General features: G+C 70.0%; 12 protein-coding genes. 5 read left to right on the top strand and 7 right to left on the bottom strand.

The window, feature by feature from the left end; genetic code table 11:
• Positions 1-26 precede the first annotated feature (26 nt).
• Positions 27-773 carry a polyphosphate--glucose phosphotransferase gene (gene ppgK / locus F7R91_RS11465; protein WP_150947259.1) on the top strand — a complete coding sequence of 249 codons (747 nt, stop codon included), beginning with the start codon at positions 27-29 and terminating at the stop codon, positions 771-773.
• A gap of 32 nt (positions 774-805) precedes the next feature.
• On the opposite strand, the gene F7R91_RS11460 is transcribed toward ppgK, so the two are convergent.
• Entirely contained in the window at positions 806-1339 is a 534-nt protein-coding gene (locus F7R91_RS11460; protein WP_150947257.1) for a DUF6542 domain-containing protein, read from the bottom strand.
• Between the two features lie 190 nt (positions 1340-1529).
• On the opposite strand from F7R91_RS11460, the gene ychF reads away from it, so the two are divergent.
• Positions 1530-2618 carry a redox-regulated ATPase YchF gene (gene ychF, locus F7R91_RS11455; RefSeq protein WP_150947255.1) on the top strand — a complete coding sequence of 363 codons (1089 nt, stop codon included), beginning with the start codon at positions 1530-1532 and terminating at the stop codon, positions 2616-2618.
• Between the two features lie 135 nt (positions 2619-2753).
• Here ychF and F7R91_RS11450 read toward each other — a convergent pair whose 3' ends face one another.
• The 3 genes from F7R91_RS11450 to F7R91_RS11440 are packed head-to-tail and all read right to left on the bottom strand — an operon-like array spanning position 2754 to position 3968.
• A complete protein-coding gene (locus F7R91_RS11450) occupies positions 2754-3017 on the bottom strand; it encodes a type II toxin-antitoxin system RelE family toxin (RefSeq protein ID WP_150947253.1) in 264 nt (87 codons plus the stop codon).
• On the bottom strand, positions 3010-3279 hold the full coding sequence (locus F7R91_RS11445; RefSeq protein WP_100828042.1) for a type II toxin-antitoxin system Phd/YefM family antitoxin: 270 nt from the start codon (positions 3277-3279) through the stop codon (positions 3010-3012). The genes F7R91_RS11450 and F7R91_RS11445 overlap by 8 nt, the downstream gene beginning before the upstream one ends.
• Positions 3276-3968 (bottom strand): RidA family protein, encoded by a 693-nt coding sequence (locus F7R91_RS11440; RefSeq protein ID WP_225320604.1) that lies wholly within the window; start codon positions 3966-3968, stop codon positions 3276-3278. Before F7R91_RS11440 ends, F7R91_RS11445 begins: the two co-directional genes overlap by 4 nt.
• Positions 3969-4137: 169 nt before the next feature.
• Here F7R91_RS11440 and F7R91_RS11435 point away from each other — a divergent pair, with 169 nt between their 5' ends.
• The gene (locus F7R91_RS11435; protein ID WP_150947251.1) at positions 4138-8478 is read left to right on the top strand and encodes an AAA family ATPase; all 4341 of its coding nucleotides are present in this window, start codon (positions 4138-4140) and stop codon (positions 8476-8478) included.
• The gene (locus tag F7R91_RS11430) at positions 8475-9578 is read left to right on the top strand and encodes an ATP-binding protein (RefSeq protein ID WP_191971443.1); all 1104 of its coding nucleotides are present in this window, start codon (positions 8475-8477) and stop codon (positions 9576-9578) included. Before F7R91_RS11435 ends, F7R91_RS11430 begins: the two co-directional genes overlap by 4 nt.
• A gap of 52 nt (positions 9579-9630) precedes the next feature.
• On the opposite strand, the gene F7R91_RS11425 is transcribed toward F7R91_RS11430, so the two are convergent.
• Both F7R91_RS11425 and F7R91_RS41965 read right to left on the bottom strand, forming a co-directional pair.
• Complete coding sequence (locus tag F7R91_RS11425) at positions 9631-10692, bottom strand: caspase family protein (protein ID WP_191971442.1); 1062 nt, start codon at positions 10690-10692, stop codon at positions 9631-9633.
• Positions 10689-11108 carry an effector-associated constant component EACC1 gene (locus tag F7R91_RS41965; RefSeq protein ID WP_191971441.1) on the bottom strand — a complete coding sequence of 140 codons (420 nt, stop codon included), beginning with the start codon at positions 11106-11108 and terminating at the stop codon, positions 10689-10691. Before F7R91_RS41965 ends, F7R91_RS11425 begins: the two co-directional genes overlap by 4 nt.
• 284 nt (positions 11109-11392) lie before the next feature.
• Here F7R91_RS41965 and F7R91_RS11420 point away from each other — a divergent pair, with 284 nt between their 5' ends.
• Entirely contained in the window at positions 11393-12964 is a 1572-nt protein-coding gene (locus F7R91_RS11420; protein WP_150947245.1) for a S8 family peptidase, read from the top strand.
• 24 nt (positions 12965-12988) lie between these two features.
• On the opposite strand, the gene F7R91_RS11415 is transcribed toward F7R91_RS11420, so the two are convergent.
• Positions 12989-14185: a serpin family protein gene (locus F7R91_RS11415; RefSeq protein ID WP_150947243.1), complete on the bottom strand. Its 1197-nt coding sequence runs from the start codon at positions 14183-14185 to the stop codon at positions 12989-12991.
• Positions 14186-14263 lie beyond the last annotated feature (78 nt).

Raw genomic sequence — 14263 nt, 5'->3', positions numbered from 1 at the left:
TCAGTCGTCCGTCGTAACGTAGGGCCATGCAGATCTTCGGCGTGGACATCGGTGGATCCGGGATCAAGGGCGCCCCGGTGGACCTGGACAGGGGCGACCTGGCCAAGGAGCGCTTCAAGGTGCTCACCCCGCGCCCGGCCACCCCCGAGGGCGTGGCCGACGGCGTGCAGCAGGTCGTCGATCACTTCGGGTGGACGGGACCCGTCGGACTCACCTTCCCCGGCGTCGTCACCGGCGGCTCCACGATCCGCACCGCCGCCAACGTCGACAAGAGCTGGATCGACACCGACGCGCGCGCGTTGTTCAGCAGCCGGCTGGGCGGCCTCCCGGTGACGGTCGTCAACGACGCGGACGCGGCCGGCGTCGCCGAGGTGAACTTCGGCGCGGGCCGGGGCCGCCGGGGCACCGTCATCCTGCTCACCTTCGGCACCGGCATCGGCAGCGCCCTGTTCATCGACGGCACCCTCGTCCCCAACACCGAACTGGGCCACCTGGAACTGCACGGCCACGACGCGGAGAAGCGCGCCTCCAGCAAGGTCAAGGACGACGAGGAGCTGACGTGGGAGCACTGGGCCCACCGGGTCCAGAAGTACCTCGACCATGTGGAGATGCTGTTCTCGCCGGAGCTGTTCATCATCGGCGGCGGCGTCAGCCGCAAGTCGCAGAAGTTCCTGCACCTCATCGAGGGCATCAGGGCGGAGATCGTCCCGGCGCAGCTCCAGAACAACGCGGGGATCGTGGGCGCGGCGATGCGGGCGGCCGAGGGGGAGTAGCCGGTCCCGGGGCCGACCGGTGAAGGGGCAGGTCAGACGCGTGAGCGTTGCTGGGCGGCCCGGCGGCTCATCAGGCGGATCTTCCGCACCGTCGCGATGACCCCCGCGACGAGCGTCCCGCCGTAGAGCCACCCGGCCTGCGTCGCGAGCGCCGTGAAAAGGCCCATCAGGCTGCCGAGGAACCCCCCGCCCTCGTCCGCCAGGGGAAGCAGCCCCACGGCGAATGCGATCGGTACCACCACGGGAGCCGTCACGAGATCCCCCCGCCGGATCCAGCAGGCGGTCAGCGCGCACACCGGCAGGAACAGCACCCCGTACACGGTCAGCGACGCCCCGAACAGCACCTGGTCGAGCCACCCGAGCACGACCATCACAGCCCCGCAGAACAGACCGCCGCCCAGCCCGGTCAGCCGCGGATTCGGCAGCCGCCGTACCGTCGGACGGGCCGGGGCGGGCGGGGGTGCGGGCCGCCGTACCGCCGCCGGACGGCGCTGCGCCTGCGCGGGCAGCGGCGGCCTGCCGCGCGGCGGTCGGTACTGCCGGGGTCGCGTCCTGTGTTGCTCCACTGGACCAACCTAGGTCGGTTTATGTGCCCAATCGCCCCTCAGACACGCCGTGGGGCGCAGCCTGGCCATGCGTTCGATACGTCGCCGGGGCGGGTCCCGGCACGCCGTAGACTGGGGGATCGGCCCGCGCATCGAAGAAGGACCGGGCCCCGCCCCAGCCCCAGTCCTCTCACGTACGGGAAGTCGCAACGTGTCGCTCACGATCGGAATCGTCGGTCTGCCGAATGTCGGCAAGTCGACCCTGTTCAACGCCCTGACCAAGAACGACGTGCTGGCGGCCAACTACCCGTTCGCCACGATCGAGCCGAACGTCGGCGTCGTCGGCGTGCCCGACGCCCGCCTGGAGAAACTGGCCGGAATCTTCGGATCCCAGCGCATCCTCCCGGCGACCGTCGACTTCGTCGACATCGCGGGCATCGTGCGCGGCGCCAGCGAGGGCGAGGGCCTGGGCAACAAGTTCCTCGCGAACATCCGCGAGTCCGACGCGATCTGCCAGGTCATCCGCGCCTTCCGGGACGAGAACGTCGTCCATGTCGACGGCAAGGTCTCGCCCAAGGACGACATCGAGACGATCAACACCGAGCTGATCCTCGCCGACCTCCAGACCATCGAGAAGGTCCTGCCGCGGCTCCAGAAGGAGTCCCGGATCAAGAAGGACATCGCCCCGAAGGTGAAGGCCGTCGAGGAGGCGAAGGAGATCCTGGAGAAGGGCGACACGCTCTTCGCCCACGGCATCGTCCAGGGCACCGAGCGCAACGAGCTGCTGCACGACCTGCACCTGCTCACCACCAAGCCCTTCCTCTACGTCTTCAACGTCGACGAGGACGAGCTGACCGACGACACCTTCAAGGACGAGCAGCGTGCCCTGGTCGCCCCCGCCGAGGCGATCTTCCTGAACGCCAAGCTGGAGGCCGACCTCGCCGAACTCGACGAGGAGGACGCGCTGGAACTCCTCCAGTCGGTCGGCGCCGACGAGCCCGGCCTCGCCACCCTCGCGCGCGTCGGCTTCAACACCCTCGGCCTGCAGACCTATCTGACGGCCGGCCCCAAGGAGTCCCGCGCCTGGACCATCAAGAAGGGCGCGACCGCTCCCGAGGCCGCCGGTGTCATCCACACCGACTTCCAGAAGGGCTTCATCAAGGCCGAGGTCATCTCCTTCGCCGACCTGGTCGAGACGGGCTCGGTCGCCGAGGCCCGCGCGAAGGGCAAGGCCCGCATGGAGGGCAAGGACTACGTGATGCAGGACGGGGATGTCGTGGAGTTCCGCTTCAACGTCTGAGCGGATGAAATAACACCACGTTGCTCAACGTGGCAAAAACGCAGGTCAGAAGGGGTCGGACTCGCGAGAGGCCGGCCCCTTCGTCCATCCTGTGCTGGATCGGTGCTGGATCTTCTGACCCGACGTCAGGCGTACTCAGGTGTCGTACACAGTGGAGCGATGCCCGACGTGCACGACCCACACCACCAGCTCGCCGTTGTCGATCGTGTAGATCACGCGGTAGTCGCCCACGCGTAGGCGGCGGCGGTCGGGTTGGGAGACGAGGGCGGTGATGTTGAACCCAAGAGGGTCACTCTCCAGCTCGGTCAACTTGGCCAGAATGCGGAGGGCCATGTCTCGCGGGACCTTGCGGAGTTCGGCCTGAGCCTCGGGCCGGAAGGCGGTGCGGTACTCACTCACTGCGCGCCAGCGTCTCCCTCATGATGTCCTCGATCGGGATGCCGGGCGCCGGATTGGCCATGCGCTCGTCGATGATCCGGTTGATCTCGCGCTCTTCCCACTCCTGGTACTTGCGCAGCACCTCTATGGAGACAACGGCGGCGACCTGCTTGCCGCGTCGGGTGATCACGGTGGGTACGTCGTCCCGGTCGGCCCGCTCCACGACCTCGGCCAGGTGCGCCCGGACATCGCGGATGGACTCTATGGGCAGCGGCTGCGTCATGCACCCAAGCGTACCGAGTGTCTCATGTGTACACAACGCAACGGCTTCGTGATCGCTCGGAGGTGCCGGGTAAACCGCCACCGTGCTGGATCTGTGCTGGATGCGATCGCTTCGACCTCGAACAGGATGTCGGGCATGGCCAAGCCGGCGACCCCGATGACGGTTTGCGTGGGCGGCTTCTCGGCGCCGCCGCTCGCCACGGCCTGGCCGATTGACTTGAGCTTGTCGAAGTCGGGGTTCACCACATACGTCCTGAGCTGGGCGACGTCGGTGAGGTCGAGCCCGTGGGCCGCAAGGGCCGTGCCGAGGTTGCTGAACGCTTGCTGCACCTGCTCGTTGAAGTCGTTCGAGACAACCATGCCGTCCGGGCCCGATCCGTACTGACCCGAGACGAACACCAGCTCCGTGCCGGCCGGGACGCCGGCGGTGTGGCTGTAACCGAACGGGCCCGGGTCGTGCAGACCGTCGGGATTGACGATCGTGTGCGCCATGTGGATTACCTCTCTTGTGGGATGGGTGTTTCCTGCGCAGGCAATCAGCCGGTTGCGGCCGAAGTGTTTCCTGACGATCGACGCGTTCGCTGCTGGTTTTCGCCGTAGTGTCGTCAGTCCTTGGCCCGATTCAGCACCGTCGGGGGCAACAGGTCGGCGGTCGCAGAAGGGGCCCCGGACCTCCAGTCCGACGGCCATCCAAGGAAACATCTCGTCCGGGCGCGTCCCGAGTCGTTTCGAGTGTTGGCGGAGAGCGGAACCAGTCGGTGTGATCCGTATTACAGTTGACCTGTGCCGGTGAAGATTTTCTTCGGGGGGCCGGCACGAGCGCCGCTTTTCTCCCCCGGACAGGTGTGGGGAGGTTGGGTTGGACGCGGATTTCATCCAGTCGGTGGCCCGGGTCGGTGACTCCATCGAGATCGTGATGACCACCGGAGACCGCTTCGAGGGCGTACTGGAAGGGCTCACCCTCAGTCGCCTGAATCTGCGCAAACCCGATGGGCAGGTCATCGCGGTGGCACTGCCGACGGTGGCCTTCGCCCAGCTGAGTCCTGCCGCATCCGCCGTGCCCGTTGCGTCCGGCAGCCCCGAACCCCCGACTCAGGTACCTCCCGCGCAGGAACCGCCCGCGCAGCCGGACCCCGCGCCGGACCACGCCCCGCAACTCCCGTCGCCACGCGGACCGCAGCCGTCCGTGCCCGCGGCGTTACGCGGCGACGATCCGGCCTGGCGCGCGGAAGCGCTCGCCGCCATCGCCCAACTGCCGGTCGCCCCGCTGGACATGGGGATCTACGTCAGTCCGCAGAACCGCAAGGAACTGGAGCGGATCCGGAACTCGTACGAGAACGCGCAGAAGATCGGCGAGCTGGAGCCCCGCTTCGGCCGCGTCGGCCGGCTGTACGGCAGTGCCCGCCACCTGTGGAACGTCGAGCGGGGCAATCCCGAAGTCACGCGCCTGGTGGGCGCCTTGGCGCTGCTCAAGGACGACGCCGAGGCGGCGCATCACTTCCTCACCCAGGCCGCCGAGGCGGACGACGTCGTGGCCCGTCGGCTGATGGCCGTCAGCGCGGCCCACCTCGGCGACGCGGAGACCGCCCGGTTCGCGCTGCTGCGGTACTTCCACGACACGGCCCCCGACGGCGACCCCGAGGCATGGTCGGCACTGCTCGGCTTGCTCGACACGTACGGCGGCCGCGGACAGCTCGGCGAACTCATCGACGCCCCCGCCCACGACGACACCGCACGCGCGGCGGTGCGTGCCGCGCTCGGCGGTGCCGCACCGGCGGCGGCACCCGCTGCCCGGCCGCCGGGCGCCGTTCCCGCGCTGACCGCCCGGCGGGTGGTTCCGCCGGAGCCCGCAGCGCCGAAGAGCAGACCGCGGCCCCTGGCCGGCGACCCCCGGGGCAGGCCCGAGCCGACGGCAGCGCGGTCGTCCGGCGGGCAACGGGGCTGGGAGAACCAGTATCAGAAGGCCAAGTACCTGGAGCACCGCGAGAAGAACCTCGAAGCGGCGAAGGCCGCCTACCGGCTGGCGATCAAACAGAACGTGAAACGGGAGAGCGCGGCCAAGGACCTGGCCTGGCTCACCCGCCGGGTGGACGGCGCCGAAGCCGCGCTCCGTGTCATCGAGCACGAGTGCGCGGGCATGATCCAGCCCGGCCACGCCCTCGACAACATCCTCATCGACTTCTACACCGGGGCCAAACGCTACGCCGAGGCGCTGGAGGTGCTGGACCGTCAGTTCCGCCGTACCGACCTCACCAGCAGCAGGCGCTACCACGTCTGCCATCAGATCGCCTATGTGAAGCTCGCGCACGGCCAGGACTCCACGGACGAATGGCAGACGCTGCTGAAGCTGTCCCCGGACAACCAGAACGCCCAGCGGGGTATGGCGCTGGCCCTGGTGAGACGCGGTACCACGGAGGACCTGGAGGAGGCCGAGAAACTGATCGGCCATCACACCGACGACCGGTCCGTCCGCATCCTGCGCCAGATCGTGGCCCTGCGGCAGAGCGGGGGGACCGGCACCGACTCCGGCTGGGTGGAGCGGCTCCTCGAGGAGGTCCCGAGGTTCGTCGACTCGACCCCGCCGCTCGTCACCTTCGTGATGCAGAACTACTCGGAGCTCGCCGCGCGAAGGAAAGAAGACCGGGAGCGGCCGGTCACCCGAAGAGACCTGAACGTCATCGCGGAGACCGCTCGTCAGATGAGCGGCAAGCAGCCGGTGAACAGCGCCCAGGCGTACATCTCGGCCGCGGTGCTCGCAACGGAGCTGGGCGAGGAAGGAGCGCAGCGCTATCTGTGCCTCGGGCTGACCACACTGGCCGGCATTGTCCTCGACAAGCAGGAATACGAGTCGGCACAGGATCTGTACTGCGCCGCGCTGGCCGTGGCGGACGAGCGGGACGACCGGGAACTGACCCTCGACGTCAGGTCCGCGCTGATCGGCTACTTGCGTTCACCGGACGGCCGCCGGGCCGGGCCCACCCGGCACCGGGACCGCGATGAGGCCACCAGCCTGCGCGACGAGGTCGGCCGGGTGCTGTGGGACGGCATCGGCCGGCGCGAGCCCGGAGTGATCTTCTCGCTGATTCCGCCGCTCTTCGCGGACACCAGTGTGGCCCGTGATCTGGTGCTGGACGCGATGTGCGCCAAGCCCGAACTGCTCGAGGCGGCGGCCAGGCACCTGGGCCTCGCAGAGGCCGACCGATCGCCGGCGGACCAGCGCGCCGTGCGGGAGGCCTGGCAGCAGGCGGGCGACAAGTGGTCGCGGGACCGCCGGCGGCTGGAGCACAGCCTGGCCGAACTCCAGCAGCTGTCGATGTCGGAGAACGATCTGGAGTCGGCGCTCGACCGGCTCCGGGGCCAGGACGCCCTGATCTCCCCGTCCCTGCACGAGGCTCTGGTACGGATCGAGGAGGCCCTGTCCGAGCTGCGCAGGTTCATCAACGAACGCAGCTTCGAGGAGCGGGAGAACTGCCTGCGGCTGGCCGACCAGAAGGCCCGCGCGCTGAGTGCCGACATCCGGCGGGGCCCGACCAGCCTGGCGGTCGGGCTCGTCGAGCCGGTGGCGGCGCGCATCCGGGCACTCGTCGCCGACACGCAGCAGAATCTGCTGGCCACTCAGCAGCCCCAGCCGGAACTGAGCCTGGCGCTGGAGGAGAGCAGCGGCGGACAGAACGGTGTGGTCACCGTGCAGATCAAGGTGGCGAACGCGCTCGGGATGGCACCCCTTGAGTCCCCGGAGCTGACAGTGGGCGCCGACGCCGACCTGTTCTCCGTGGGGGAGCCGAGCGTGCAGCTGCCGACGGCGGTGCGCGGTGGTGAGCACCGGATCGAGCAGGTCAAACTGCGGGTCACCGACAAGGGCTTCGCAGCGGGCGCCTTCACCCTGCCGGTGACGCTGCGGTTCCGGCGGCGCTCCAGTGACGACTACGCCACGTTCGAGGCCACGCTGCCGGTCCGACTGGCACGCCAGGAGGAGTTCGAGCGCATCCCCGACCCGTTCCAGGACGGAGCCACCGGGCGTCCGGTCGTCGACCCCAAGATGTTCTTCGGCCGGGACGACCTGATCGAGCGCATCCGCACCCGGCTGCGGGAGGTCTCCTCCCCGGGCGTGGGAGTGGCGATCTACGGCCAGAAGCGCGCCGGGAAGTCCTCCATCGCCCACCATCTGGCGCGGCGGCTGAACGAGGACGGCCTGCCCGTCGTCGACGTGGGCAACATCGGAGACCTCTCCCCGGAGTCCGACGACCTCACCGGCACGCGTCTGCTGGCCCTGCTCATGTGGCGCGTGCTGGAGGGCGCCCATGACGCGCTCGCCCGGCTCGACGCGGCCGCCGCCACGGCGCCGCTGATTCCCGAAGGACTGACGCGCCAGGAGTTCCTCACCAGCCCCGAACCGGTCCACGACTGTGCCAGGCTCATCGAGCGCCACCGTGAGGGGATGCGGGGCAGCGCGCCGCCGCTGATCGTGCTGATCGACGAGTTTCAGTACATCGACCGGTGGATCAGGATGGGACTGCTGTCGCCGTCCTTCATGCAGGCGTTCAAGGCACTCATCGAACGGCGGCTGTTCCATCTGGTGATCGTCGGCCAGGACGCGCTCGACCGTCTGATCAAGGGGGACCCCAACGTCTTCGGGGTGTTCCACAAGGAGCGCGTGACCTACCTCGCCGAGCCCGACGCCCGCGCCCTCATCGAGAAGCCGATCCGTATCGAGGAGGGGGACCGGCCGACCAGCAGATACCGTGAACACGCGGTGGGCCAGATCATCGAGCTGACCGGCGGCAGCGCCTTCTACATCCAGCGGTTCTGCTCGCATCTCGTCCAGTACATGAACTCCGAGCGGGCGCCGGTGGTGACGGAGGCCGATGTCGAGCGGGTCCGCGACGAATTCCTCGGCACCCTGACCCGCCAGGACTTCGACAACCTCGAATCCCCCGGCTACACCGATCCGGACGCCTTCACCAGCGAGCAGTACCAGCCCGTCCTGCTGGCCGTGGCCCGCGCGTCCCGCAACCAGCCGGCCACGCTGCAGGCGATCCGGGAGGAGTACCGGGGAGAGGGTCTGGAGGAACTCCTCGACGACCTGGTCCTGCGCGATGTGGTGCGGCGCGAGTCCGGCGCCTACCGCATCGTGGTCCGTCTCTACCCGGAATGGCTGCTCAAGTACCTGGGAGCCAGCTCGAAGGCGGGCACGCCGTGACGGCCCCGGCCATCGGTGAGCGACACCCCCCGGCCAATCCGTACCGCCAGGTCGGCCGGGTCGCCGAGGGCGACCGCTTCGTCGGCCGGGACGGACTGGTGCGCCTGATACAGAGTGCGTGGCAGGAGCAGGGCCGCCCCTCGAACGTACGGGTGCTCGGATATCACCGCACCGGCAAGACCAGCCTGGTCCGCCGGGCGCTCCAGGCGTGCCCCGTACGGCGGACCGACCTCGTCAGCGTCTGGCTCGACGTCGGCACGCACGACTCCGGGGCGGACCTGTTCCGGTCGATGACCCGGCAGGTGATGGCGGAGTTCCGCGAGCGCGCCCGTCGCGGTGAGAAGGGTGCCCCGGACGAGCTGGGGGCGATCAACGCCGCGGTCCAGCAGGACGGGAACTGGGGCGATCTGCGGGAATCGGTACGGGACTTCTTCAAGGCCCTGTGCCGGCACGGCCATCATGTCCTCGCCGTGCTGGACGAGTTCGACCGGGCCACGAACACGTTCACCCGCCTCGCGGAGTTCCAGCTGCTGCGCAGTCTCGCGAGCGACCCCCCGTACTCACTGGGGCTGATCACGATCTCGCGCCGGGACATCGAATCCATCGAGGTCGACGCCGCGGGCGGTTCGATCCTCGGCGGTGTCGTGGCGACGCGCCGTCACGTCGGCATGTTCACCGACGAGGAGGCCGATCTGATGCTGGCTCGTGCCGCGGCCGTCGGCATCGGACTGGCCGCTCTGCGCGAGGAGATCATCGCGCGCACCGGGCTCCATCCCTTCCTGCTGGAACTGCTCTGCAACCGGATCGTCGACCTGCACCGGACGACGGGCCGGCTGGACGTACGGGCGGCGTACGAGCAGGAGGCGCCCACCTTCGACACACAGTTCGCCCAACTGCGGCAGAACATCGAGGCGGACAGCGAAGGCCGGGCCACGGCACTGCTCAGAAAGCTCGCGGTGGGCCGTCCCGCGGAGCCCGAGTCCCCGGAGCTGAGCCGTCTGAAGCAGATGGGCGTCGCGTCGTCCGGGCCGGAGCGGGTCACGCTGTTCTCACGGGAGTTCGCCCACTACATCCAGATGTCGGCACTGGACCAGGCGTGAGACGGCGGGGGCAGCGGGGGCAGCAACCGGGACCTGTCCGCCGGGGAAAGCGCTAGGACTCTCGGGCGTCGCCCCGCCGAAGCCACCGCAGCACCCGCTGTGCCGCCTCGCTGCCGGGCGTCGACCGTTCGAGCCGGGCCGCCGGCCCGTAGTGCCCCTCGCGGCGGAGCCGGGTCACGAGGTCCCGGACCGCTTCGGCGTCGCCCGCTTCGGCCAGGCTCAGGCGCAGCTCCTGCGCCTCCTCGTAGCGGCCGGCCCGCAGCAGTTCCTGGATGCGCGGGCGGGCGTGCTCGGCGAGCAGTGCGGGTGGGCGTACGGCCGCCTGTGCGGGCTCGGACACCTGCGTTTCGGCCGGCTTCTGCGGGGCGGTGTTCCTCGCCAGCACCAGCTCCGACCCGGCCCCCGAGGTGGCGAGCTGCGGCCGGGGCCGGTTCTCGCTGCCGAGCCGGTGGGCCAGGCTCCGGTAGAGGGTTGCGACGTCGAGTTCGGCGGGCCCGCCGGGAAGGCCCTCGTCCAGGATCCGCGTCAGGGCTCCGGTGAACGCGGTGCAGTCCTCCCCGGGAGGGGAGAGGGCCTTGGCGGTGGACGCGCAGGCGGTGAGTACGGCGGTGCCCTTGACCGCCGCGGCGGCCGCGAGGTCCTCCGCACCCATCGTGCCCTTCAGGGCCCTGCCGCTCCAGCAGCAGTCGAGGATCACCACCTTCTGCGGCACCGCCGCGGCACGCAGCAACTCGGCCCGTACGTGGTCGTAGTCCAGGGCGAGGTGGGTACCGGCCGGCTCCGGGCTCCTGGGCAGGGCCAGATACAGTCCGTCGCCCGCGAGGGGGTCGATGAGCCCGTGGCCGGCGTAGTAGAAGAGCAGCGACGCCGTTGCCTGCCCGGCAGCCGTCCGCAAGGCGCTGATCACCGAGTCGGCGTCCTCCGGCTGGTGCAGGACCGCGCAGTGCTCCGGGCGCAGACCCCAGATCCGTGGGTCGCCGAGGAGGGCGGCCAGCCGGTGCAGTCCCGCCTCGACCGCCGGCAACTGCCTTTCCGAGGACAGCTCGTGGTACCGGGACACGCCCACGAGCACGGCACGCGAGGTGGCGGCGGGCGGCAGCCGCGAGGGTGTCACGGGGTGGGGGGCGTCACCCCGGAGGACGCCTGGGCGGATCCGAGGGCCTGAGTGAGCTGCCGTACGGCGTCTGTGCCGTCGCCGTCCACGACGACCACCACGTTCGACTGGCTGATGGTCACGTTCGGCGCCGTACCCGTGCTCTGCTGCAGCTGGAGCCGGTAGGTGGCGATCGAGACGACGAGGCTGCCGAGGGCGATCAGGTTGGGGATCACCAGATTGAGGACGTCGAAGCCGATCCCCATCTCGCCGCCGGCCGGATCCATGGCCGCGGGGGTGGCACCGGCCGCGTGGGCGCCGGCCTCGGGGTCCTCCAGAAGCCAGCGGTAGAGATCGGTGCCGGCGCCGTGATCGGTCCGGATGCTCAGTTCCATGTCGCCCCCCGACGTGGTCAAGTGCCCCGGGAACGCGGGCATGTTCGCGGATTGTAGTGGTTCCCGCACCGGGCCTTGTGCAATTCCTTCGCAGGCCTCAATCTTTCGGCTGACACACAGTCAAGGCACAGGCGGCGCACGGATGTACGCACGGATGTGCGCGGTGAAATTGACATGATCGCGTCACTAAGTCGCGCACCAAGCGCACCGCACCAAGCCCACCACCAAGCGCACCAAGCGCACCAAGCAACGCCTGCTCTGTGCACCCCCCACGGCACCGCACCACCCCCCCACCAGCGCACCACCGATCGAGGAGGACCCCTCAGATGGCAGTGATGCGTCACCGAAGACTGGCAGTGACCGTCGCGGCAGCCACGGCCGCGCTCTCCGCGGGCCTCGTCTCCGCGCTCCCCGCCGGTGCGGCCCCCGCCGCCCCCGAAGGCCGTGTCCAGTACGAGGGCGCGGCGAACGCCGTCGCCGGCAGCTACATCGTGACCCTCGAGCCGGCCGAGGCCCGGTCCAGCTCAGCCGAGGGCCGCGCCGTGGCCGCACGCCATGGCGCCACGATCGAGCGGACGTACAAGAAGGCCCTGAACGGCTACGCGGTCAAGGCCACCGCCACCGAGGCGAAACGTCTCGCCGCCGACCGTGCCGTCGCCTCCGTCGTCCAGAACCGCACCTTCCACATCGACGCGACCCAGCCCAACCCGCCCTCCTGGGGCCTGGACCGCATCGACCAGAAGACGCTCCCGCTCAACAGCTCGTACACCTACCCGGACTCGGCCGGGACAGGCGTGACGGCGTATGTCATCGACACCGGCGTCCGCATCACGCACAGCGACTTCGGCGGCCGCGCCTCCTACGGCTACGACGCCATCGACAACGACAACACCGCCCAGGACGGCCACGGCCACGGCACCCATGTCGCGGGCACGGTCGCCGGCACCTCCTACGGCGTCGCCAAGAAGGCGAAGGTCGTCGGTGTCCGTGTGCTGAACAACTCGGGCTCCGGCACCACCGCGCAGGTGGTCGCGGGCATCGACTGGGTCGCCCAGAACGCCGTGAAGCCGGCGGTCGCCAACATGTCCCTCGGCGGCGGGGCGGACTCCGCCCTCGACACCGCCGTCCGCAACGCCATCGCCTCCGGTGTCACCTTCGCGGTCGCGGCCGGCAACGACGGTGCCAACGCGTCGAACTACTCGCCCGCCCGGGTCGCCGAGGCCATCACGGTCGGCGCCACCACGAGCAGCGACGCCCGCGCGAGCTACTCCAACTACGGCTCGATCCTGGACATCTTCGCGCCGGGCTCGTCCATCACGTCCTCCTGGAACTCCGGCGACTCCGCCACGAACACCATTTCCGGTACGTCGATGGCGACTCCGCATGTGACCGGCGCGGCGGCGCTCTACCTGGCCGACAACCCGTCGTCCACGCCCGCCCAGGTGGCATCCGCGCTGGTGAGCGCCTCCTCCACCGGTGTGGTCACCAGCCCGGGCACCGGCTCGCCCAACCGGCTCCTCAACGTGGGCGGCGGCACCACCCCGCCCCCGCCCGGCCGGCGCTTCGAGAACACCGGTGACTACGCGATCAACGACTACTCGACGGTCGAGTCCCCGGTCACCGTGTCCGCGGTCTCCGGCAACGCGCCAGCGGCCCTGCCCGTCGAGGTCCACATCGTCCACACCTACATCGGTGACCTCCGGGTCCAGCTGATCGCCCCCGACGGCACGGCGTACACCCTCAAGTCGTACGGCACCGGCGGCAGTTCGGACAACATCAACACCACGTACTCGGTGAACGCCTCCGCCGAGGCAGCCAACGGCACATGGAAACTGCGGGTCAGCGACAACGCGGGCCTGGACACGGGCCGCATCGACGCCTGGGCGCTGCAGTTCTAGCCGGGGTGCGGTTGTAGTCCGGTTTCAGTAGTGGTCGTCCTCGCGGAAGGGCTTCGGGTCGGTGACCCAGCCCGCCGCGAGGACGAGCCGTGAGTGGCGGTGCAGGGCCAGGAAGGCGAACGGGCGGTCGAAGGTGGCCCTGATGGTGGTGGTCACATGGCGGAAGTCGGGTATGCCCCCGGCCGCCACGGCCCCGAAGGCCGTCACCACACCGGCGCGGAAGCCCTGGTCGCCGAATGCCGCCCTGGTGGCCTGCTGCGCCGAGCCGACGGCCAGCGGGAAGGCGCTGATGCCCGGGAAGTGGCCTTGGCCGGTGTCCATCGCCGTGGTCAGGCCGAACAGACGGTGCAGCTCCAGCAGATCGTGGCGGGCCGTCATGTCGAAGGCCACGGTGGTCACGTCGAGGGTCGGCGGCTGCGGGCGCATGCAGCGTTTCTTCTCGACGCGCAGACCCGGACCCACCTCCCCGTACGGGAGCTGTGGTCCCGGGACGACCGGATGCCGGCGGGCCAGGAGATCGATACCCGCCGTCAGCACCTGACCCGGTGTCATCCGCTCCTCGCCGAGCAGGAGATGGACATCGACGCCGGTGTCGCCCAGCACCTTCAGTTCGGTGACGCAGCCGTCGGGCGTGTCCGCCACGCCGACCCGGTCCAGCAGGGCGCTCTTCCGGTGCAGGCCCTGCAGCGTCCGGCGCTGCCAGGGCCCGTCCTCCGGGCTCAGCGGCCGGTCCCGGAAACGGCTCAGCCACTTCGTCCGCAGGGCGAGTGCGCTCGCCAGCACCAACTCGGTGTCGTCCCGCAGGCGCAGCGGCATACGCTCGACCAGCCCGCCCGTGCGCTTCCGCGCCCACGCGTCCAGAGTCGCCCCGTCGGCAGCCAGGTCCCCGGTGAGCACCCCGTGCGCCTCCGCGGGCAGTCCGGCCTCCCACTCCTCCCGCAGCTCCAGCGTGCGCTTCGTCCACAGCCCGAGGGCCGAGTCCAGGCCCCGTATCTCCGCCATCGAGGCGAGCAGGTCCCGGGCGGCGGCGGCCGACTGCTCCGCGGGCATCCCGAGCGCCTGAGCCAGCTCCGCCCGCGCGGGGCCCGCCGCCCCGTCCGCCAGGAACGCGAGCAGCGGCCAGACGCCCGGCGCCGAGAAGACCGTACCCACGGCCGATTCCCGCGCCCAGCGCGCCGTCAGCCCGTTCACCGCCTGAATCGTCGCATTCGCGACCGTCATTCGTCCCCCGCTCGTCCCACGCTTACCATGCGCCAAGTCGTACGTCAGTTCTGCACCGTCACGTCATCGCCGGCGCCG

The sequence above is a fragment of the Streptomyces luteolifulvus genome (assembly GCF_008806595.1).
GTDB classification, from domain to species: Bacteria; Actinomycetota; Actinomycetes; order Streptomycetales; family Streptomycetaceae; genus Streptomyces; species Streptomyces luteolifulvus.
This window is presented reverse-complemented; position numbering and strand designations above follow the sequence as displayed.